The 20,214-nt window shown below is 55.0% G+C and carries 21 protein-coding genes; 15 read left to right on the top strand and 6 right to left on the bottom strand.

Features of this window, described 5'->3' with window-relative positions; genetic code table 11:
* Positions 1 to 24: 24 nt before the first annotated feature.
* Positions 25 to 1,179: an acyl-CoA dehydrogenase family protein gene (locus tag ACIQZK_RS06495; protein ID WP_397575416.1), complete on the top strand. Its 1,155-nt coding sequence runs from the start codon at positions 25 to 27 to the stop codon at positions 1,177 to 1,179.
* Positions 1,180 to 1,301: 122 nt separating this feature from the next.
* Positions 1,302 to 1,736: an acyl-CoA thioesterase gene (locus ACIQZK_RS06500; RefSeq protein WP_397575417.1), complete on the top strand. Its 435-nt coding sequence runs from the start codon at positions 1,302 to 1,304 to the stop codon at positions 1,734 to 1,736.
* Here ACIQZK_RS06500 and ACIQZK_RS06505 read toward each other — a convergent pair.
* Both ACIQZK_RS06505 and ACIQZK_RS06510 read right to left on the bottom strand, forming a co-directional pair.
* Positions 1,733 to 2,530 carry a crotonase/enoyl-CoA hydratase family protein gene (locus tag ACIQZK_RS06505; RefSeq protein WP_397575418.1) on the bottom strand — a complete coding sequence of 266 codons (798 nt, stop codon included), beginning with the start codon at positions 2,528 to 2,530 and terminating at the stop codon, positions 1,733 to 1,735. The genes ACIQZK_RS06500 and ACIQZK_RS06505 overlap by 4 nt on opposite strands.
* A complete protein-coding gene (locus tag ACIQZK_RS06510; protein WP_397575419.1) occupies positions 2,527 to 3,147 on the bottom strand; it encodes a 2-hydroxychromene-2-carboxylate isomerase in 621 nt (206 codons plus the stop codon). Before ACIQZK_RS06510 ends, ACIQZK_RS06505 begins: the two co-directional genes overlap by 4 nt.
* A gap of 292 nt (positions 3,148 to 3,439) precedes the next feature.
* Between ACIQZK_RS06510 and ACIQZK_RS06515 the strand changes: the two genes are divergently transcribed.
* The 3 genes from ACIQZK_RS06515 (at position 3,440) to ACIQZK_RS06525 (ending at position 6,657) form a co-directional block, all read left to right on the top strand.
* Entirely contained in the window at positions 3,440 to 4,960 is a 1,521-nt protein-coding gene (locus ACIQZK_RS06515) for a M23 family metallopeptidase (RefSeq protein WP_397575437.1), read from the top strand.
* A gap of 39 nt (positions 4,961 to 4,999) precedes the next feature.
* A complete protein-coding gene (hemB, locus tag ACIQZK_RS06520) occupies positions 5,000 to 6,001 on the top strand; it encodes a porphobilinogen synthase (protein WP_397575420.1) in 1,002 nt (333 codons plus the stop codon).
* Positions 6,002 to 6,081: 80 nt separating this feature from the next.
* Positions 6,082 to 6,657, top strand: coding sequence for a gamma carbonic anhydrase family protein (locus ACIQZK_RS06525; protein ID WP_397575421.1), 576 nt, complete (start codon positions 6,082 to 6,084; stop codon positions 6,655 to 6,657).
* On the opposite strand, the gene ACIQZK_RS06530 is transcribed toward ACIQZK_RS06525, so the two are convergent.
* Positions 6,654 to 8,720 (bottom strand): TonB-dependent receptor, encoded by a 2,067-nt coding sequence (locus ACIQZK_RS06530; RefSeq protein WP_397575422.1) that lies wholly within the window; start codon positions 8,718 to 8,720, stop codon positions 6,654 to 6,656. The genes ACIQZK_RS06525 and ACIQZK_RS06530 overlap by 4 nt on opposite strands.
* Positions 8,721 to 8,927: 207 nt before the next feature.
* On the opposite strand from ACIQZK_RS06530, the gene arsC reads away from it, so the two are divergent.
* Positions 8,928 to 9,275 carry an arsenate reductase (glutaredoxin) gene (gene arsC, locus ACIQZK_RS06535; RefSeq protein ID WP_397575423.1) on the top strand — a complete coding sequence of 116 codons (348 nt, stop codon included), beginning with the start codon at positions 8,928 to 8,930 and terminating at the stop codon, positions 9,273 to 9,275.
* 57 nt (positions 9,276 to 9,332) lie between these two features.
* Here arsC and ACIQZK_RS06540 read toward each other — a convergent pair whose 3' ends face one another.
* A complete protein-coding gene (locus tag ACIQZK_RS06540; RefSeq protein WP_397575424.1) occupies positions 9,333 to 11,060 on the bottom strand; it encodes a fatty acyl-AMP ligase in 1,728 nt (575 codons plus the stop codon).
* 109 nt (positions 11,061 to 11,169) lie between these two features.
* Here ACIQZK_RS06540 and ACIQZK_RS06545 point away from each other — a divergent pair, with 109 nt between their 5' ends.
* On the top strand, positions 11,170 to 11,706 hold the full coding sequence (locus ACIQZK_RS06545; protein ID WP_397575425.1) for a regulatory protein RecX: 537 nt from the start codon (positions 11,170 to 11,172) through the stop codon (positions 11,704 to 11,706).
* Here the strand turns inward: ACIQZK_RS06545 and ACIQZK_RS06550 are convergent.
* Together ACIQZK_RS06550 and ACIQZK_RS06555 are read right to left on the bottom strand one after the other, a co-directional pair.
* Entirely contained in the window at positions 11,703 to 13,796 is a 2,094-nt protein-coding gene (locus ACIQZK_RS06550; RefSeq protein ID WP_397575426.1) for a RelA/SpoT family protein, read from the bottom strand. The genes ACIQZK_RS06545 and ACIQZK_RS06550 overlap by 4 nt on opposite strands.
* Positions 13,797 to 14,061: 265 nt before the next feature.
* On the bottom strand, positions 14,062 to 14,400 hold the full coding sequence (locus tag ACIQZK_RS06555; RefSeq protein WP_397575427.1) for a CC_3452 family protein: 339 nt from the start codon (positions 14,398 to 14,400) through the stop codon (positions 14,062 to 14,064).
* A 196-nt stretch (positions 14,401 to 14,596) separates the two neighbouring features.
* Between ACIQZK_RS06555 and ACIQZK_RS06560 the strand changes: the two genes are divergently transcribed.
* The 8 genes from ACIQZK_RS06560 (at position 14,597) to ACIQZK_RS06595 (ending at position 20,204) form a co-directional block, all read left to right on the top strand.
* Positions 14,597 to 15,115 (top strand): winged helix-turn-helix transcriptional regulator, encoded by a 519-nt coding sequence (locus ACIQZK_RS06560; protein ID WP_395635641.1) that lies wholly within the window; start codon positions 14,597 to 14,599, stop codon positions 15,113 to 15,115.
* 208 nt (positions 15,116 to 15,323) lie between these two features.
* On the top strand, positions 15,324 to 15,851 hold the full coding sequence (locus ACIQZK_RS06565) for a CarD family transcriptional regulator (protein WP_306062043.1): 528 nt from the start codon (positions 15,324 to 15,326) through the stop codon (positions 15,849 to 15,851).
* Positions 15,852 to 15,945: 94 nt separating this feature from the next.
* Positions 15,946 to 16,311, top strand: coding sequence for a DUF393 domain-containing protein (locus tag ACIQZK_RS06570; RefSeq protein WP_397575428.1), 366 nt, complete (start codon positions 15,946 to 15,948; stop codon positions 16,309 to 16,311).
* A 2-nt stretch (positions 16,312 to 16,313) separates the two neighbouring features.
* Complete coding sequence (locus tag ACIQZK_RS06575; RefSeq protein ID WP_397575429.1) at positions 16,314 to 17,507, top strand: FAD-binding domain-containing protein; 1,194 nt, start codon at positions 16,314 to 16,316, stop codon at positions 17,505 to 17,507.
* Between the two features lie 73 nt (positions 17,508 to 17,580).
* Positions 17,581 to 18,333, top strand: coding sequence for a head GIN domain-containing protein (locus ACIQZK_RS06580; protein ID WP_397575430.1), 753 nt, complete (start codon positions 17,581 to 17,583; stop codon positions 18,331 to 18,333).
* 19 nt (positions 18,334 to 18,352) lie between these two features.
* Entirely contained in the window at positions 18,353 to 18,979 is a 627-nt protein-coding gene (locus ACIQZK_RS06585) for a class I SAM-dependent methyltransferase (protein WP_397575431.1), read from the top strand.
* Positions 18,934 to 19,695 (top strand): GIN domain-containing protein, encoded by a 762-nt coding sequence (locus ACIQZK_RS06590; protein WP_397575432.1) that lies wholly within the window; start codon positions 18,934 to 18,936, stop codon positions 19,693 to 19,695. The genes ACIQZK_RS06585 and ACIQZK_RS06590 overlap by 46 nt, the downstream gene beginning before the upstream one ends.
* Entirely contained in the window at positions 19,692 to 20,204 is a 513-nt protein-coding gene (locus ACIQZK_RS06595; protein WP_397575433.1) for a DUF192 domain-containing protein, read from the top strand. Before ACIQZK_RS06590 ends, ACIQZK_RS06595 begins: the two co-directional genes overlap by 4 nt.
* Positions 20,205 to 20,214: the final 10 nt, after the last annotated feature.

Consider the following 20,214-nt stretch of genomic DNA (forward strand, 5'->3'; position numbering starts at 1 on the left):
GTAACTTCTTGCAGGGGATTCACCATGTCGCTCGATACCATTCCACGCACCGCCTATACTGAAGATCATGAAGCGTTCCGCCAGTCGGTACGCCAGTTCCTTCAAAAGGAAGTCGCGCCCCACGCAAAGCAGTGGCAAGAAGATGGTATCGTGCCAAAGTCGATCTGGCCCAAGGCTGGCGCAGTCGGCATGCTCTGCCCCACCGCACCTGTTGAATATGGCGGCCTTGGCCTCGACTTTGGCTACAACGCGATCGTCGACGAAGAGTCGGCTTATTATGGCGGCGTCGCCACTGGCTTTTCGCTTCAGTCAGATATCGTCGTAAACTATATCACCAGCTACGGCAGCGAAGAGCAGAAGAAGCATTGGTTGCCCAAGATGATCTCGGGCGAGGTCATCACCGCCATTGCCATGACGGAGCCCGGCACCGGAAGCGATCTTCAGGGTATGAAGACAACCGCGCGAAAAGACGGCAACCATTATGTCATCAACGGCAGCAAAACCTACATCACCAATGGCCAGAATGCCGACCTGATCTTGGTCTGCGTGAAAACAGACACTGAGATCCAGCCAGCCTATAAGGGCATGTCGATCGTCCTTGTTGAGGCTGATCGTGAAGGCTTCAAGCGCGGCCGCAACCTCGACAAAATCGGCATGGATGAAGCCGATACGTCGGAACTGTTCTTCGAAGATGTCCGCGTGCCGATGACCAACTGCTTGGGCGAAGAAGGCAAGGGCTTCATCTATCTGATGAGCGAACTGCCGCAGGAGCGCCTCTCGATTGCGGTATCGTCAATGGCCAGCACGCAGAAGGCTTTTGATGAAACCGTCGCGTTCTGCCGCGAGCGTATTGTATTCGGCAAGCCATTGCTGGATTTCCAAAACACCCGTTTTGTGCTGGCCGATATCAAGGCAAAGCTGCAAATTGGCTGGGCGCATCTCGATTGGGCTTTGAACCGCCATTACAAGAAAGAGCTGACCGCCGAGGAAGGCGCTGCTGCAAAGCTGTGGCACACTGACCTGCAGTGGGAAGTTGTCGATGCCTGTCTGCAACTCCATGGCGGCGCTGGATATATGAATGAATATCCCATCGCCCGCATGTGGCGCGCAGCCCGTGTGACGCGCATTTTCGGCGGTACCAACGAGATCATGAAAGAACTCATCGGTCGGGGTCTGTAAGAGACAGAAAATAAGCCAGGCTCGTCACCCTGAACGTGTTTCAGGGTCTTAATATCCCTGCTGTGGGCAGTAAGATGCTGAAACAAGTTCAGCATGACGAGCGTAGAATATGGAACCACCTCATGCCCAAACCTCAGGCGTGGCAGCTTAACCCTGCCAGCTATCCATTCAGCCATCGCACCGAAACGCGGTTTGCAGACATGGATGTCCTTGGCCATATCAACAATGTTTCAATGGCTGGACTGTTCGAGCATGGCCGTGGCATGTTCAACCACGCCATTGAGGTCCAGCGCCGTGCGCCGGGCCAAAGATGGCTGATCGCCAGCGTCAATCTGGACTATATTGCCGAGGCGCATTTCCCAGAGCATGTCGACATCACCAGCGGCATATCGCGGATTGGCAACAGCAGCTGGGATATCGCATCCGCAGCCTTTCAAGGCGGCGAATGCAAGGCCACCTGTGTCACAACAATCGTGCTCACGAATGCGGACGGGTCAGCGCCGATCCCTGATGACCTCAGAGAAGAGTTCGAACGGCTGCGCGTTAACGCAGCTTAATCAACAAACGTAGCTGCGCGCTTCTGCATTCCCGCCATGACCGCTTCAATCTGGTTGGGTGTTCGGATCACGCGCGCTTGGCGGACGCTTTCGGCCATCAAGATCGCGTCTTCGTCCATATCGACATATTCGTTAAACAGCGCCTTGGCCTCGCGCATCGCGCCCGGATTGCGGTCCGCGATTTCGCGGGCAATGGCCATGGCGCGGGCGTGGGGGTTTTCATCCACGAACGTCGCAAAGCCCAAGCCCAGCGCCTCCGCCCCTGAAAACTCGCGGTTGGTGTAGGTCAACTCGCGCAGCATGTCTTCGCGCACCATACCGCGCCATAAGGCATAGCCGCCCATGTCAGGGATGAGCCCCCATTTCATTTCCATCACCGCAAGCCTGGCGTCAGGCGCAATCACGCGAATGTCCGCACCACTGGCAATTTGCAGGCCGCCGCCAAAGCACACCCCGTGGACTGCGGCAATGACGGGCATCGGCAGCTTACGCCAAAGCATCGCGACTTGCTGGAATGTATTGGCATTGCCGTGCGTACGGTCTGTGAGGCTGCCCATGCCGCTGTTCGCGCTTGCACCGCCGCTCGCCATGCTGGCCATATCAAGCCCTGCACAAAAGCTGCGTCCCTCGCCCGACAGCACAACGGCGCGCACGCCTTTCATCGCAGCAAGCTCTTCTCCAGCGGATATGATCCCCTGAAACATCGCCGGGTCGAGCGCATTCATTTTGTCGGCGCGCGTGAGCCGCACATCGGCCACGTGGTTTTCAACGGTTATGCTAACGCGGTCGTTCATGCGGCGCTCCTATTCAACGCAAATTCTACCAAAGGCAGTTGGTCATTACCAAAATACATATATTTTTTGTCGACAAAAATCGTGGGCGAGCCATAGCCACCGCGCGCAATGACTTCGTCCGTATTTGCACGCAGCAATGCCTTTACGTCGTCTGATTGCGCACGCGCGCGCAAGGCGTCTCCATCCAGACCAACACTATTGGCCACCGCAACCAGCACGTCGGGATCATCAAGATTTTCCTGCGCGCCAAAATAGCTTTCGAACGCCGCTTTCGTAAACGCGAGCAGTGCCGCTGGGTCATCGGCAAGACCACAGGCCATGCGCATTGCATTGACGCTCTTGGCGGGGTGATATTGGCTTGGGAAGTTCAGTGCGACGCCGGCTAACGCGGCCCAATCGCGGAGTGTTTTCCAACTGTGCAGCAGCTTTGGATTGTCTGATGCTTCACGAGCCGCATAGACAGCCGGATTGACCGCATTGAACACGCCGCCGACCAATATAGGCCGCAACGTCATTGTCGTCCCTGTGCGGTCGAGCACGCCCATAATGTTCGTGAACGCCAAATAGGTCCATGGACTTGAAAGATCGTAGAAAAATTCAACCCGATCGCTGTGCATTCGACCCTCCCGATATTGCATCCTGCTTTAGCATTGCCGAACATTTAATGAAGCGATTAAATGCCCGATTGCCACTTGTCATTATGTTCCCGGACTGGTCGGTGAATATACACCATTCGCCGCATCACGGACCAATCGTCTGCTGTCTTAAATTGACTTTAACCATATGCCGTCACAGGGATGTGGGCAGATAAGAATGTCCGGGTGGATAAGGACAGGGTCGTGGATATGGTTCTGAATGTTTGAAGGCAAAGATACACACTTTGCCGCGGCAGCCGGGAACGGAAGCGTGATGCTTGCCGATGCCATGGTCGCACCCCTGCGCCAGACCACCGAAGCATCTTGGCGCGAACGCATTGCCCAACTCGACCTCGTCCCCGACCTTGGCGAAGACATTGGCTCCATCCGCTGGTTTCGCGGCCTCGGAACGCTAACATTATTAAGCGTATCCGCACTGGCCCTTCTTCCCGATTTTGGACCTATTTACGGCCCACAACCGTCCATTGCGACTGAAGCGGAATTCGAAGAAGCGCGCGCGCAAATGATCATGCCGATTGCCTATGGCAGCGACAGCGGCAAACGCATGGCGGCCACCGACGCGGTTATTGCCCTTGCCGGAAGCCCGGAGCGCCCCCGCATCGAATTGACTGCAACATTGGGCCGCGGTGATAGCTTTGCACGCGTCCTGCAGCGCGCTGGCGTGGGTGGAAGCGAGGCCAGTGAAGTCGCCAACATGGTTTCAGGCGTCACGTCGCTATCGGATATTGAACCCGGCACCCCAATCAATATAGTACTCGGTAAACGCTCTGCGCAAAATCAGCCACGGCCTTTGGAATCGGTTGCCTTTCGCGCACGATTTGACCTTAATCTCGCTATCAACCGCGAAGCTGGTGCCCTTAGGGTAACCCGCAAACCGATTATCGTTGATGACACGCCGTTGCGCATCCGCGGCACAGTCGGCAGCCAGGGCATTTACCGGTCGGCGCGCGCAGCGGGTGCACCTGCCAGCGCCATTCAGGATTATCTAAAAGTCATCTCGGGTCGCATGCCCTTGTCGACAATCCGCGCGACCGATGAATTTGATATCATCGTTGATTATAAGCGCGCTGAAACCGGTGAAGTTAAGGTCGGCAATCTGTTATATGCCGGCGTCGACCGCGACGGAAAATCGCGCGTTCAGATGCTCAAATGGACCAATGGCGACAGCAGCCAATGGTTCGAAGCCTCCGGCGTCGGTGAATCAAAAGGCGCACTCAGCCGCCCAGTTAACGGCGCTGTGACATCGGGCTTTGGCGGCAGACGTCACCCGATTTTAGGCTATATGCGCATGCATAGCGGCCTCGATTTTAAAGCGAGCTACGGCCAACCCATTTTTGCCGTGACCGATGGCGTCGTTGCCTATGCCGGACGCAAGGGCGGTTACGGCAACTTTGTCCAGCTGAACCATGGCGGCGGCCTTGCCAGTGGTTATGGCCATATGAGCCGCATCGCCGCACGTCCCGGAAGCCGCGTGCGGCGCGGTCAAATCATCGGCTATGTGGGATCAACGGGTTTGTCGACGGGTCCGCATTTGCACTATGAATTATATCGCAACGGACGTGCGGTGAACCCGAATTCGATCAAGTTTACCCAGCGTGCGCAACTTGGGGGCAGTGACCTTGCGCGCTTTAAAGCTACGCTTCAGCGCCTAAAATCGGTCAAGGCCGGTGCAGCGCTCGCACCATTGCGCGCGCAGCCGACAAGCACGGATAAACCCAAACGCGAAATCGACCGACTAACCCTTCAAATCGACCATTCGCGGACCAACGGATAAGCCATTGAGGATGCGGCCCAACACCGCTACCTGTCCTTCATGAGCAACACATCCTTTTTCCCGAACACCCGTCTGCGCCGCACGCGCGCCACCCAATGGAGCAGAGCCATGGTCCGTGAGACCATGCTGTCGCCTGCAGATCTTATATGGCCATTGTTCGTCACCGAGGGAGAGGCGGTCGAAGATCCGATTTTGTCTCTGCCTGGCGTATCGCGCTGGTCCGTTGACCAGATCGTTGTGCGCGCCGCGGAAGCTATCGATCTTGGCATTCCCTGCATCGCATTATTCCCAAATACGCAGCCAGAGCGGCGCAGCGAGGACGGTGAAGAGGCGCTTAACCCCGACAACCTCATGTGCCGCGCCATCCGCGCCATCAAACAGGCACATGGCGATGCAATCGGCATTTTGACCGATGTCGCGCTCGACCCTTACACGTCGCATGGACAGGATGGCTTAATCGACGATTCCGGTTATGTGCTGAACGACGAAACTGTGGCCGTGCTTGTCGATCAGGCGATAAATCAGGCCAATGCCGGCGCGGATATCATTGCGCCAAGCGACATGATGGACGGACGCATTGGTGCCATTCGCAAGGCACTCGAAATGAATGGCCATCCCAACGTCCAGATCATGTCCTACGCCGCAAAATATGCCAGCGCGTTCTACGGCCCGTTCCGTGACGCCGTTGGCTCAAGCGGCCTGCTGAAAGGTAACAAGAAAACTTATCAGATGGATCCCTCGAACAGCGATGAAGCCATGCGCGAAGTCGCGATGGACATTGCCGAAGGTGCCGACAGCGTCATGGTCAAGCCCGGCCTGCCCTATCTCGATATTGTCCGCCGCGTGCGTGACCAATTCGACGTGCCCGTATTCGCGTACCAAGTGTCCGGTGAATATGCGATGATTGAGGCCGCCGCTGCTGCTGGCGCTGGTGACCGGGACGCGTTGGTTCTGGAAACACTGATGGCATTCAAACGCGCCGGTTGCTCAGGCATTTTGACATATCATGCCGCACTGGCCGCGCGTTTGCTGAACGGGTAAAACATGAACGGCGCTGAAGCATCCAGCGGCACATATGCGTGGACCGATGATTATGCATCGGTTTTGCCACATCTTTCACTATGGAAAATCCGATGATCAATAACCGTACCGACATCAGCATTGTCACTGTCAATGGCAAGACCCCACAGATTCATGACAGCGCATTCATTGCGCCGGGCTGTCGCATTATCGGTGATGTCACCATCGGACCGGAGGCTAGCATCTGGTACAATTGCGTCATCCGCGCTGAAGTAAATCGTGTTGTGATTGGCGCCCGAACCAACATTCAAGACGGCAGTGTCGTGCATTGCGACGGCCCAATGCCGGGCGTTGAAGATGGTTTTCCGACCATTATAGGCGATGACGTACTCGTTGGCCACAATGTCATGCTGCACGGTTGCACCCTTCACGACCGTGCGTTTGTCGGGCTGTCGTCAACGGTCATGAACGGTGCCGTGATTGAGGGCGATGCCATGCTTGCGGCAGGGGCAATGCTGACCCAAGGCAAACGCATTGCAGCCCGGCAATTATGGGCAGGGTCGCCAGCGCGTTTTGTTCGCGATCTCGACGATGCGGCCGTTATGGGGATGCGGATCGGCGTTGCGCATTATGTCACCAACGCCAAGCTTCACGCTGCTGCGGTTGCTGAAGCTTAAAACTTCGCTCTAATGGTAAAACGACCATTGATCGGCGCGCCGGTCGAGATGTTATTATTGTTGTGCGCGTCCGAATAATATGCGGTGTCGAACAGGTTTTCGACGTTTAGCTGAAGCTGCAACCTGTCACTCACATCATAATATAGAGCCGCGTCGACCCGTGTGAATGCAGGCAATTTGGTTGTCGTTGCGGATGTACGGATGGCCGCATATTGGCTCGATTGGTGGATGATGCCGACACCTGCCGCAAACGCGTCAGAAAATTCATACCGGTTCCATAGGCTTGCTTGATGCTTCGGCACTTGCGCCAGCCGCACAACATCACTGCCCGCCAAAACAGCGTCCTGATAGCTGTAGCCGCCATGTACTTGCCATTGCGACGTCACGCGCCCTGTCGCAGCCAGCTCAATGCCCTGAGTTCGCGTTTTGCCGATATTGATGCTGGCAAGCGGGTTGGCGGGGTCCGGCGTCGTCGCATTGCTGCGATCAAGCTGAAACACTGCAAGGGTCAGGTTTAAATTTGGCTGCACATCCCATTTGGCGCCGATTTCAAAGTTGGTGAATTTCTCAGGAGCCAGGTTTTGCTGCGTAACCGTCAGCGCCAGAAACTGGTCACCCGACCGCGGCAGGAATGATTGGCTATAGCTGCCGTACAACGACATGCTTTCCTGCGGTTTGAAAATCAGCCCAAGACGCGGGCTAAGCTTTTCATCCTTACGCGCAAAAGGCCGGTCGATTGCTGGCAGCAAATCTGCACCGCTGATATCAAAGCTGTCGTACCGAAGGCCGGCGACGACATCGATATGTTCGCCAAAGCTCATCTGGTCCTGCACATAAACGGAGAAGAACTTCACATCCGAAACGCTGTCACGTGCCAGTGCGTTAAAAGTGACGGTCGGAAAAACCGGGTTCGAAAGGTTCAATGTCGCATTTGAAAGCGTACCGTTGAGCCGACTGTTGGCCGATTGCTGATCGCCATATTCAGTGCCGACGAGAATTTTGTGCGCAAGCGCGCCCGTTTCGACATCCCAGACGACATTTGCTTGGGCGATGAAGTTTTTGCGTTGGGTGGGGTCACTATAGGCCGCAAGAGCAACCGTTCCATTTTGTGCCGTCGCCGCGCCATTTGCGAAGACGTTCACATAGATTTTGTTATAATCGCCATAAAGCATGGTGCCGCTGAAACTGAGATTTGATGCCAACTGGCCATTCAGCCGGATCTTGGCAATGTGCGCCTCAAGTCGCGTGCGATTGACACCGGCTACACCGAAAAACTGATCCCGAAAGCCCGCTAAGGGAAGATTGGGTGCGCCCGCACCGGTTGCTATTGATGGAACACCCCGGTCCGTCGTGCGGTCGTCATTTACATATTCATACGAAAGGCCCAGCTTCCAATCATCGTTCAGCCTGAAGGCGACATAGGGGTTCCATGCATAACGTTCGCCGCCGACGAAATCACGATGGCTGTTCAGGCTTTCGTACACCGCGTTCATGCGCACAGCAGTGGATGCACTTAACGGGGCGTTCAAATCAGCCGAGACGTCGTAGGCCCCGAAACTGTTGACGCTGGCTTGTCCTTCGTAAATGAAATCGTCACTCAACGGAGCCTTCTGAACCCGGTTGATGATGCCGCCGCCGCCGCCGCGGCCAAAGATCAGCGCATAAGGACCCTTCAGAATTTCGACCCGCTCAATATTGTAGAGGCCGCGATAATATTGAACATCGTCGCGCACGCCGTCCAAGAAAAAGTCGGCCGTTGTGTTTTGCCCGCGCAGAGTAATTTGGTCGCGATTGCCTTCGCCTTGGCCCACGGTGGTTCCGGGAACATAGCGCAATATGTCCGCCAGCGAGTGATGCGCCTGATCATCCAATTGTTCGCGGGTCACGACATTGATGGTCTGCGGAATATTGATGAGCGGCGTGTCGGTTTTTGTCGCCGTCACTGAATTGGATGCGAGGTACCCGTCGCTGACACCCGTCACAATGATCGTCCGGCTGTCATCACTTGCCCCGTCATCAAACGCCACATCTTCGGCGAACGCATAAGGTGCGCTTACTGCCATAGAAATAAAGGCGAAAACGGAAGAGGAGAGACGCAGCATTTTCGGCCTTTTTATGGTTATTGCAAATGACTCGCAATTCGATTTTGGCGCACTATTGCGAATCGTTATCATATGCAATTTAAAAATGGGAAAAAGCGCATTTGCTTTTGCGGGTCACCGATTTAGGTACATGGCGACGCAAACGACATATCGGGGACGACCATAATCATGAACGCAACAATCTGGCATAACCCCGATTGCGGGACGTCGCGCAAGACGCTCGCGCTCCTTCAAGAAGCGCCGGGTGTGACGGTCGAGATTATCGAATATCGCAAGCAACCCTTCACCCGCGCAAAGCTTGAGCAACTTTTCAAGGATGCGGGCCTTACGCCACGCGAAGCGCTGCGAACCCGTGGTTCACCCGCTGAAGAATTGGGTTTGATCGATGGCGCGTCGGCCGATCGCATATTGGATTGTATGGTTGAACACCCCATCCTCGTCGAACGGCCATTTGTGGAGACCGATAAAGGTGTTCGGCTATGCCGACCGCAGGAAAAGGTGCTCGAACTGCTGTAAGGCTTCTCAAGCCACCTCACGCAGCTATCCCGCAATCGCTTCGATATCTGCAGGCGATTAAGCCGCGATTGCGTAGGGCTGAATTTCGCCGGACAGATACAGGTTACGCGCTTTCGCCCGGCTCATTTTGCCTGAGCTGGTCCGCGGCAATGTCCGCGGCGGCACCAATTCGACGACACAATTCATTCCCGTTACCGACCGAACCTTGTCGCGGATCTGCTCACGCAGCTTTACCCGCTCGGCTTCGTCGGTAGTGCGGCATTGGACCAGCACAGCAGGTGTTTCCTCGCCGCCCGGCGTTGTCACGGAAAACGCCGCGATGTCACCAGCCTTAAACCCGGGCAGTTGTTCTACCGCCCATTCAATGTCCTGTGGCCAATGGTTCTTACCATTGATGATGATCATGTCTTTGGCGCGGCCCACAATATAAATGTAGCCGTTCGACAAATAACCCATGTCGCCCGTATCCAGCCAACCGTCGACCAGACATGCGTCGGTTGATTCCTTGTCGCGGAAATATTCCTTCATCAACGAAGGTCCTGTGCACCACACTTTACCGATCGTCTTATCCGCAAGCGGTTTGCGGTTTTCGTCGCGGATTTCGATGGTCATGTCTTTTACTGCGCGGCCGCAGTTAACGATGGCGCGATAACGGATTGGCCGATCCGGCGCACCGGGATGGCCCGTTAGTTCCGTCTCTTCGACAAGCTCAACTTGAATACCTTCGCCCGGTGGCATGATGGACACAGCCAGCGTTGTTTCCGCCAAGCCATAGCTTGGGAGGAAGGAGGAGGCCTTGAAACCCGCATCGCCAAATGCATCGACAAAAGCCTGCATCACGTCGGGACGGATCATATCCGCACCATTGCCTGCAAGGCGCCATTTGGCGAGGTCAAAGCGGTCGCTCACATGCGTCTGGCTGGAAACCCGCCGCGCGCAAATGTCATAGCCAAATGTCGGCGAGTAGCTGATGACCGTGCCATCCGCGGCGCTAATAACATCAAGCCACGCCAACGGGCGACGCGCGAAATCTTCGGTTTTCATATAATCCGTCGAAACTTGGTTTGCGACGGGCGACAGGAAACACCCAACAAGGCCCATATCATGATACCAGGGCAACCACGACACGCAGCGATCATTTTCCGTCACTTCCATGCCATGCGAATGCGCCGACAGATTGTTGAGCAGGGCATTGTGGGTAACCGCGACGCCATGCGGGAAACGGGTCGAGCCGCTGGAATATTGCAAATAGCAGATTTCGTCGGTCTGCGCCGAAGGCAGCTCTGACTTTAACGCGTCGCGATCGCTGAAGCTTTCCCAATCAATGCCTTCAACATTGCATGCGCTTGCTGCGTCATTGGCCATTTCGGCGAGTTCCGCTGGAAAGAACAGTATCTTGGGGTCACAGCTTTTCAACTGCACGGACAATTGGTCCACATAGCTTTCTTTACCGCCAAACGACGTTGGCAGCGGCAGTGGCACGGGCCATGCGCCGGCATATACGCAGCCAAAGAACAACGCCGCAAAATCCGGGCCGGTCTCTGCGACCAAGGCAATGCGGTCGTCTTTGCGGACACCATGGCTGATCAAGCGATACGCCATGTTCAGCGCGTCTTCGCGCATTTCGCTGTAGGGATAAGGGCGCGCCAATTTGCCGCGCATGTCGTGGAAATTAAGACCACGCTGCCCTTGGGCGGCATAATCCAATGCCTCGCCTAAGGTCGCAAAGTCAGAAAAACGACGTGGCAAACTGTCCTGCGTTGGCGTGGATGCGCGCTCGCTCATAATTTTTCCCATAGCAAATAGGGCGGTGCCCGATAATTTTATTGTTAGCCTACGCCATTACGCGTCGATACCAGTTCAAATTTCGACCCGACTGTGGCAAGAATAGGGCGTGAACAGCCCACGTGCCGCCAAAAAACCCGCTCCGCCGTTAAATGACGAGAGACTGAGACAGCTAGCGCTGCATTATGTTGGCAAATATGCGACCACGCAGGCAAAACTCGCGACCTATTTGAACCGCAAAATTCGCGAGCGCGGGTGGGACGGGGAACGCAGCGCGGACATCGCCATGCTGGTCGAACAATTTGCCGCACTCGGTTATATAAACGACGCCCAATTTGCTGAGGCACGAAGCCGGTCATTTGTGCGCCGTGGCTATGGCGAACGGCGCTTAAACGAGGATTTGCGCGCGAGTGGTATAGGCGACGCGGATGCCATCCCGGCAAAAACGCATATGGAAGAAAGCACGTTAAGCGCCGCCGAAAACTTTGCGCGGCGCAAACGTATCGGTCCATTTGCACAAGAAGCGGCAACGCCGGAGAAACGCAATAAGCAACTCCATGCCTTCTTGCGCGCTGGACACAGTTTTGAACTGGCCAAACGTTTTGTTTATGCTGAACCCGGCGACGAAATCGGCGACTGGATTTAATCGTAGACGCGGTCTGCCGTCGCCACCGCCTCGGATGCACGAAGCGCAGATATGATGCGCATAAGGTGCTGCAAATCATGCACCTCCAAATCTATTTCAAAGGTGTGAAACTCGGCGTCGCGCGCGGTCAAACGCAAATTGATGATATTCGCCTTGTGATAGCCGAAAATGCCCGCAATTTCACCCAATGTGCCGGGACGATTGTGAATGATCGTACGCAATCGCGCCGAAGCGCCATCGCTACCCTGCCCCCAACTCAAGTCGACCCAATCGGCGTCGGCTCCGTTAGCGAGACGATCACATTCGATCGTGTGCACTTCGACCGGTTGGTCCGGCAACCTCAGCCCGACAATCCGGTCACCGGGAATGGGGTGGCAGCAATCCGCAAGGTGGTAACCGACGCCCGGCGTAAGTCCGCGTATGGAGATGGCGCGTTCTTGACTTGGAAAATCAAGCGCGATGCCATCGGCGTCAAAGCCAGGTACCAGCGCCTCCATCAGCGCGTGGTCATTGATCTTGCCCAGGCCAATGCGATGCATCAGCTCTTCCTCGTCCTCAAGCTTTAGCCGGCTCACCGCAGCCGTTAAGGCTTTCTTGCCAATTTTACCGGGCATGCGCGCAGCAACTTCGTCGTAAAGCTTGCGCCCAATCGCGACCAGCTCATCGCGTTCGCGGTGCCGCACATGCCGCCGGATCGCGGCGCGCGCCTTACCTGTCGTCACGAAGTTAAGCCAAGTCTGCTGCGGTTCCTGCGCTTTGGATTTCAGGATCTCGACCATATCGCCATTGTTCAGCTGCGCACGCAACGGGACATGACGCCCATTCACTTTCGCGCCAACGGTCTTGTCGCCAAGATCGGTATGCACGGCGTACGCAAAATCAACGACGGTTGAGCCCTTGGGCAGCTGATGCAGCGCACCCTTTGGGGTGAAGGCGAATATACGGTCCTGATACATCGCCATGCGGGTGTTTTCGAGGATGTCCTCAGCATCTTGACTGGTTTCAAGAATTTCGAGGAGATCGCGTAACCACGCAGCCTGGCCATCGGGCTTATCGGCTTGCTTATAGGCCCAGTGTGCGGCCAAACCATGTTCCGAACTTCGGTGCATTTCGGCGCTGCGAATTTGCACTTCGACGCGCATGTTTTTGGCGAACATGATTGTTGTGTGCAGCGATTTATATCCGTTGCGCTTTGGCGTCGAGACGAAATCCTTGAACCGCCCCGGCACCATCTGCCAACGCCGATGCAGCACGCCCAAAGCGCGATAGCAGTCTTCGGTGGTCTCGGTTATCACGCGAAAGGCATTGATATCGGTCAGCTGCTCGAACGCAACATGGCGTTCCTGCATCTTTTTCCAGATCGAGTAAGGATGCTTTTCGCGGCCGGATATTTTGATCTTCAGCCCCGCCTGCTCCATTTCCCAAGCAATGGTTTGATTAATCTGGTCGATTTCAACATCGGCCTTTTCGCGGATTTGTTTCAGACGACCCGTAATCGTCTGATAGGCTTCGGGTTCCAGCTGTTCGAACGCGAGCAGCTGCATTTCGCGCATATATTCATACATGCCAATCCGCTCGGCCAGCGGGGCATAGATATCCATCGTTTCTTTGGCGATACGGCGACGCTTTTCGGGGCTTTTGATGAAATGCAGCGTCCGCATATTGTGCAGGCGATCCGCAAGCTTAACCAAAAGAACGCGGATATCATCGGAAATAGCGAGCAGGAACTTGCGCAAATTCTCCGCAGCGCGTTCATTTTCGGTTTGCGCCTCGATTTTCGAAAGCTTGGTAACGCCATCAACCAAGCGGGCGACTTCGGAGCCGAAGCGACCTTCCACATCTTCGATGGAGGTCAGCGTGTCTTCCACCGTGTCGTGGAGCAGCGCGGTAATGATCGTGTCCTCATCCATTTTGAGGTCCGTCATTAACCCTGCGACTTCGACCGGATGGCTGAAATACGGGTCGCCTGATGCCCGTTTCTGTGCACCATGCATCTGAACCGTAAAGACATAGGCACGGTTAAGCCGATCCTCATCGACATCCGGGATATAGGCCCGCACCCGTTCAACCAATTCATATTGCCGCATCATAAGCTCCAAGATGTGGCTTTTGCGCTGCGTTGCAACAAGAAACTTAAAAATATCGTAAATTTAGCAACGATTTGTGCGCTGGCTGCTTGTGCATGGCGCATGTGAGAACGCCTGCTCCAATAAAAAATGCACCGGAACATGGTGTCCGCGACGTTGCGCGTATGCCATATTCCGGTGCAGTTGTTTCGGCTCAAAGCGTCAATAAATTGCCGCAAGTTAATGGGAGGAGAGAAGAGCCGAATGTGCTTATTGAGAGTTTGGCCAGTTAAGCGCCAGCGTTACAGGCCGCGAGTTCGTCGGCTGTAAAGACGCGCTCACCAGCGGTGAATGCGGAAACCTTACCCAATTTGCGGGCAACACTGATGCACATATTCTTTGCTGCAGTCGAAGCCATTGGCGCGCGGCATGCAGTGCCTTCGCACTTTACAACTACGCTACGCAGCAATTCTTGCTTCGAAGTAGCTGGCTGCGCCAGTTCGATTTTGTAATATGTGCCGTTGCTTGCAGCTTGCGCCTGCGTTGGAACACCAAGAAGAAGTGTGGCGCTGATCACAGATGCGGCAGCGAGTGCGCCCAAACGGGCCGAAACTTGGGAGACAGTCATAATCTTATCCTTTTAGCTTTGCTAAACGAGCACAACGATGGCCGATGCTATTGATCCCTAACCTTCGTTTTGCGCTTCCGGAAAACCAGTTGCGAATCGCTACTTATTAGATTAGGTTTTTAGTTGCAACTTAAAACTTAAATGGGGTTGCAAAATTTTTCGGGTCGGCTCACGCTATGTGTCGGGGGATAAATATATGGGCGAATTGCGCGAGTCACTACAGGATATTACCGAGTGTGGGCTACCGACAGCGCTGGAAGCGATGGGCGAACGATGGTCGTTCATGATCCTGCGCGCGGCCTTCAATGGTATCCGCCATTTTGAAGATTTCCTCACGGAAATCAGTATTGCGCGTAACATTTTGGCCAACCGTTTAAGCCGATTGAGCGAAAGCGGCATATTGCATCGTACGCCCTGCCCTGATGACCGCCGTAAAGTCGAATATCGCCTGACCGAAAAAGGGTTGGATTTGCTGCCTACAATGATCGCACTGCGCCAATGGGGCGAAAAATGGGGAACAGGCGTGCCTTCCAATCCGGTATTGGTCGATGAGCTGCATCATCAACCCATCCTGCCGGTCACGATAAGAAGCCATGATGACCGCGTTCTGGGCCATATGGACCTGTGCTGGATGAATTCAGCGGATATCAAGCCGATTAGCAATGCCGTGTTTGCCGAACATGATGATCGCGTGCGAAAACTAAGCGCAATTTAAGTCGCATTATTGCGGCTCTGTACAGCAGCATTGAACTTTTGTGGCGAATCTGTTACACTCCGCGTCGACAGGCCAAAAATGGCCGATAGCCGCCTTCCTACTCTGGGTTTGAGCGGATGATGACGTAAGGGACGAATGCCAACTGTCTTATGGACGACATTATGTCGTCAGCCAGCTTATTCTCCCGAATAATCAGAAAGGTCGTAATATGACGTCCAACGCGGCGATGTTTGATGTAGGCGATTATGTGGTGTATCCCAAGCATGGGGTTGGTCGCGTAATTGAGCTTCAGGATTCCGAAATCGCAGGGATGCAGCTTCAGCTTTATGTGCTGCGCTTTGAAAAAGAAAAAATGACGCTTCGCGTGCCTTTCAACAAGGCCGAAGGCGTCGGTATGCGTAAACTGTCGAGCGACAAAACGCTCAAAGAAGCCATGCATACGCTCACTGGAAAGCCTAAGGTAAAGCGCACCATGTGGTCGCGCCGTGCGCAGGAATATGAAGCGAAGATCAACTCGGGCGACCTGGTTTCGATCGCCGAAGTGACCCGCGACCTGTTCCGCCCCGATGACCAGCCAGAGCAGAGCTATTCGGAGCGTCAGATTTTTGAAGCGGCATCAAGCCGTTTGGCGCGCGAGCTCGCGGCAATGGAAAAGACCGACGAAAAAGCGGCTCTCCAGAAGATTTTGGCTATTTTGAATGAAGCGGCACCGCAATATTACGAAAAAGCGGAATAACCCCTTTCCTTACCGGAAATTCAGAAGGGCGCTGGCAACGGCGCCCTTTTTTTGGCATTTTTATACCATGTTATGCCCAGCCTGACGTCGTCTTGTGGCACGTCTAAACAAAGGCATGTTCAATCTCATCATCTGGTATGACGGCGCATGTCCGCTGTGTGTGCGTGAAATCGCGCTGATGCGGCGTCTCGATTGGCAGCGCAAAATCGACTTCCAAGATATCGCGCCAGAAACGGCCATATGCCCGCTAGACCGGCAGCTGATGCTTGACCGTCTTCACGCCTGCGAAAATGGCGTGATGCTATCGGGTGCGGCGGCATTTGCGGCGATGTGGCGGCATATTCCCCTGCTTAAGCCGCTTGGCTGGCTTGCGCGAAATCCGGTTATTCTGGACATATTCGAGCGGCTTTATATCCGCTTCCTGAACATCCGCCCTTATTTGCAAAAGTGGCTGGCATAACGATGATGAACATTATTTTTCCCGCCTCGCGGAACGCCGCGCGCGCACGCCTTGCCGAGTTCATACCCGGCGCAGGGCAGAACTATGCCTTTGGCCGCAACACGGATCCGGGGCCAGCGCAGCCCAGCGCCGTATCGAAACTGTCGCCTTATCTGCGCTATCGGATGATTACAGAGCAGGAAGTCGTCCAAGCTGTTTTGGAGCAGCACAGCCTAGCAGCAGCCGAAAAGTTCATTCAGGAAATATTGTGGCGCACTTATTGGAAGGGGTGGCTGGAAATGCGCCCGTCGGTGTGGACGCAGTTTCAAGAAGAGCGCGACCGGCAGCGCGATAGTTTCCCGAACGCGCGCGCAATCTACAACGCTGAGGCTGGGCAGACCGGCATCGAAGGCTTTGACGATTGGGCACGCGAGCTGGTGGAAACCGGCTATCTGCACAATCACGCGAGAATGTGGTTTGCCTCAATCTGGATTTTCACGCTGCGCCTGCCATGGGCGTTGGGCGCCGACTTCTTCCTGCGCCATTTGGTTGACGCCGACGCAGCGAGCAACACATTATCATGGCGTTGGGTGGCTGGATTGCAAACCGCTGGCAAAACCTACCTTGCGACGACGGACAATATTGCACGCTATACCAATGCGCGATTTGCACCAAAAGGGCTGGCAACGACGGCTATAATCCCACCCAATTTGACCGTCGCAAATCCCCGGCCTGTGCCGTTCGCAGCGCAATGGGACAGGCAAAAGCCGGCATTGTTGTTGGTAACGCCGGATGACCTGAACCCAGAGTCGCTCTTTACGCCTTCGACGTCAATCAAGGCGGCATTTGTCGCCGCCGATGCCACCACCTTATGGGGCGACAATGCGCGTGGTTTCGTCGCAAGCGCTTCACGTGACGCAGCTGAACGGGTCAGCACTGCGTTTCAATGTCCCGCAGATATTCTCAATACACTCGATATCGAAACCTTGATCACACAGGCAAAGCAAGCGGGCGCCGAACAGATTATCACCGCTTATGCGCCGGTGGGTCCGGTTGCGGACCTTTTCGCCGAAATCGCTCCGCGTCTGGAACAAGAAGGCATACCGCTCGTCCAAATCCGCCGAAGCTGGGACGAGAAATTCTGGCCACATGCGACCAAGGGCTTTTTTCCCTTCAAAGAAAAAATCCCGAAGATTTTGGGTGAAATGGTTTCTTAGGACGGCTTGCGATTTGCTCTTGAGTTGCATTCCCCAAGTGTATTATAACAACAATACACAAGGAGATTGACCTATGCTGAAAATCACATTCTTCCTGCCGCTGGCCGCGCTCGCCCTCCCCGCGTGTGGATATTCCGTTTCGGACGCAATCGATGAAGTTAGAAGTTCAGATACGAGCGCATTTGAAGATGGCAAGACTATTTCTTCAACCGCAGAAACGACTGAAGCGTTCACGATGGTCAAGGCACTTGGCCCGGACAATATCATCTTCATAACTGGCGACTCTTTTACCATTAAGGCTGAGGGCAATGCGAAGGCAGTCGCTACCCTGCGTTACAAATTGGACGGCGGCACCATCAAACTTGGCAGGGCCAAGGGCAATTGGTTCGGAGACGAAGGCAAGGCTGTAACCATAACGATCACGGCTCCCAGATTATCGGCCGCGTCGCTGGCTGGCTCTGGCGATTTCACTGCGGACACAATGGAGGGCGATACTGTTAAGGTCAAAATCGCAGGCTCAGGCAGCCTAAAAGTCGCCCAAGTCGCCGCCAAAACATTGGAAACAAAAATTGCCGGATCGGGCGATGCTATTATTGCCGGTACGACTGAAAGTGCCGAATTTTCGGTTCTTGGTTCAGGCAGCATCAATGGCCAAAAACTCAATGCAACAAATGCCGAGCTGTCGATCGCAGGTTCGGGCGACGTGAGCATTAATGCAACCGGCAAGGTCGAAGCAAAGGTTGCGGGCAGCGGCGATATCAATGTTACAGGCGGCGCCAACTGCGTCTCAAAATCCATGGGCTCGGGAAGCATCAATTGTTCTTAAAATTGCAGAGCCCCATCACATGAACGGTTGGTGGGACCGGCACGTCATGCCCCGCCTCATTGGTTGCGCCTGCACGCAACCTGCGGTGATGCGCGATCGCGCAAAGGTCGTTCCGCGTGCATCGGGGGACATTCTGGAACTGGGCTGCGGCGGCGGAACCAATCTGCAGTTTTACGATTGGTCGCAGGTGCGCTCCCTATCGGGCGTTGATCCATCGCCGGAGTTGCTTGGCCGCGCGCAAGATGCGCTCTTGCAATCAGGCCGAAGCGCAAACTTCGCAAACGGCATTGCAGAGGCGCTGCCCTTTGAAAACAACAGCTTTGACTCAGTCGTCACCACTTTCACATTATGTTCGGTTCAAGATCCCACCGCCGCGCTGTCGGAAGTCCGGCGCGTCCTGCGTCCTGGCGGGCGGCTGATATTTTTGGAGCATGGCAAAGCGCCAGACCCTGCTGCGGCCATATGGCAAAATCGGATTGAGCCTGTTTGGAAGCATATTGCAGGCGGATGCCATTTGACCCGACCCGTAACTGGGGCCATATCGAATGCTGGCTTTGCGTGTGATGCGCCGCAGGGTCATTATATGAAAAGGACACCAAAATGGCTTGGCTGGGTGGAATGGGGCGAGGCGACATTGGCACATTAATTGTTGCCATCGCGCTGTCCGTCGGATTTTTTGCTGGGCGGCCTGCGATGGCCGACGAACGCAAAATCCTCGTCGCCAGCTTTGAAAATATTCAAGTCATCGGCGACATCAAAGTACAGGTGCAAACGGGCAAAGCGCCATCTGCCATAGCCAAAGGCGACAAAAGGGTGCTCGACGCCCTGAAACTTGAGCGGGTCGGGATGACCTTGCGTGTGCGTCTTCAGGGTGCTGTGAACAACGAAAAGGGCGTCCCGATGACGCAGCCGCTTGAGGTTATGCTATCGACCCAGGAGATTAAAGACATGACGGTCAGCGGCAATGGAAGCCTGCACATTTCCGAGGTGAAGCAACAAGACGCCGCCCGCATGCTATTGGCGGGCAATGGCTCCATTGCGGTGGACCGGCTACTCACCGACCAATTTTCGGCCGATATCGACGGAAACGGACGGATTGATATAAAGGCCGGCAAAGTCCGTGACGGGCGCGTCACATTGAATGGCACCGGTCATTTTGACGCAGCCAATGTACCCATGCGCAATTTACGGCTCGAACATATCGGCAATGGGGAATCCCGCGTGCATGTCGACGAAGCGGCCAATATCTTCAATCGCGGAACCGGATCGATCCATGTAGGTGGAAACGGCAGTTGTTTTGTGAAACAGGCCGGCAGTGCCGCTATAAACTGTGCCAGAATCGAAAAAGGATCGCCTAAATGAACTTAAGTAAGCTTGGCAAAATGGGTCTTTACGCCACTGCCCTTTCGCTGGCCGCGTGCACAATGCCTGCCAATGGCGGAAACCAAACCGCAGGGTGCAAACCCGGAACGGGGGCAGGTCGGTCTGCCGCCGGGCTTGAACAAGTGACATTGTGCGTCACCAGTGGCGCAAAAACGCGGGCGTTCACTGTCGAACTTGCGCAGACGCCGATGGAGCAGGCTAGGGGAATGATGTTCCGTACCGCGCTTGCGGACAATGCCGGCATGGTCTTCCCCTTTCCTGAACCCCGCATGGCAAGCTTTTGGATGAAGAACACGGTGATCCCGCTCGACATCATCTTTGTTCGGACAGACGGCACGATTGAGAGCATCGCCGAAAACGCAATTCCGTACTCCACAATACCGGTTGAATCGGGTGAACCCGTTGGAGCGGTATTGGAACTGCGCGGGGGGTTATCCGCCGAGTTGGGTATTTCAGCGGGTGACACCGTTAAATGGACCGCAAAGTAAGGCAAATAGG

It is taken from the genome of Sphingorhabdus sp., assembly GCF_044338195.1.
Lineage (GTDB): Bacteria > Pseudomonadota > Alphaproteobacteria > Sphingomonadales > Sphingomonadaceae > Sphingorhabdus_B.

What these genes read in the sequence shown, in the direction of transcription:
- ACIQZK_RS06495 (WP_397575416.1), top strand. Translation starts at nt 25, where the DNA reads ATGTCGCTCGATACCATTCCACGCACCGCCTATACTGAAGATCATGAA.
- ACIQZK_RS06500 (WP_397575417.1), top strand. Translation starts at nt 1,302, where the DNA reads ATGCCCAAACCTCAGGCGTGGCAGCTTAACCCTGCCAGCTATCCATTC.
- ACIQZK_RS06505 (WP_397575418.1), bottom strand. Translation starts at nt 2,530, where the DNA reads ATGAACGACCGCGTTAGCATAACCGTTGAAAACCACGTGGCCGATGTG.
- ACIQZK_RS06510 (WP_397575419.1), bottom strand. Translation starts at nt 3,147, where the DNA reads ATGCACAGCGATCGGGTTGAATTTTTCTACGATCTTTCAAGTCCATGG.
- ACIQZK_RS06515 (WP_397575437.1), top strand. Translation starts at nt 3,440, where the DNA reads ATGCTTGCCGATGCCATGGTCGCACCCCTGCGCCAGACCACCGAAGCA.
- hemB (WP_397575420.1), top strand. Translation starts at nt 5,000, where the DNA reads ATGAGCAACACATCCTTTTTCCCGAACACCCGTCTGCGCCGCACGCGC.
- ACIQZK_RS06525 (WP_397575421.1), top strand. Translation starts at nt 6,082, where the DNA reads ATGGAAAATCCGATGATCAATAACCGTACCGACATCAGCATTGTCACT.
- ACIQZK_RS06530 (WP_397575422.1), bottom strand. Translation starts at nt 8,720, where the DNA reads ATGGCAGTAAGCGCACCTTATGCGTTCGCCGAAGATGTGGCGTTTGAT.
- arsC (WP_397575423.1), top strand. Translation starts at nt 8,928, where the DNA reads ATGAACGCAACAATCTGGCATAACCCCGATTGCGGGACGTCGCGCAAG.
- ACIQZK_RS06540 (WP_397575424.1), bottom strand. Translation starts at nt 11,060, where the DNA reads ATGAGCGAGCGCGCATCCACGCCAACGCAGGACAGTTTGCCACGTCGT.
- ACIQZK_RS06550 (WP_397575426.1), bottom strand. Translation starts at nt 13,796, where the DNA reads ATGATGCGGCAATATGAATTGGTTGAACGGGTGCGGGCCTATATCCCG.
- ACIQZK_RS06555 (WP_397575427.1), bottom strand. Translation starts at nt 14,400, where the DNA reads ATGACTGTCTCCCAAGTTTCGGCCCGTTTGGGCGCACTCGCTGCCGCA.
- ACIQZK_RS06560 (WP_395635641.1), top strand. Translation starts at nt 14,597, where the DNA reads ATGGGCGAATTGCGCGAGTCACTACAGGATATTACCGAGTGTGGGCTA.
- ACIQZK_RS06565 (WP_306062043.1), top strand. Translation starts at nt 15,324, where the DNA reads ATGACGTCCAACGCGGCGATGTTTGATGTAGGCGATTATGTGGTGTAT.
- ACIQZK_RS06575 (WP_397575429.1), top strand. Translation starts at nt 16,314, where the DNA reads ATGATGAACATTATTTTTCCCGCCTCGCGGAACGCCGCGCGCGCACGC.
- ACIQZK_RS06580 (WP_397575430.1), top strand. Translation starts at nt 17,581, where the DNA reads ATGCTGAAAATCACATTCTTCCTGCCGCTGGCCGCGCTCGCCCTCCCC.
- ACIQZK_RS06585 (WP_397575431.1), top strand. Translation starts at nt 18,353, where the DNA reads ATGAACGGTTGGTGGGACCGGCACGTCATGCCCCGCCTCATTGGTTGC.
- ACIQZK_RS06590 (WP_397575432.1), top strand. Translation starts at nt 18,934, where the DNA reads ATGGCTTGGCTGGGTGGAATGGGGCGAGGCGACATTGGCACATTAATT.
- ACIQZK_RS06595 (WP_397575433.1), top strand. Translation starts at nt 19,692, where the DNA reads ATGAACTTAAGTAAGCTTGGCAAAATGGGTCTTTACGCCACTGCCCTT.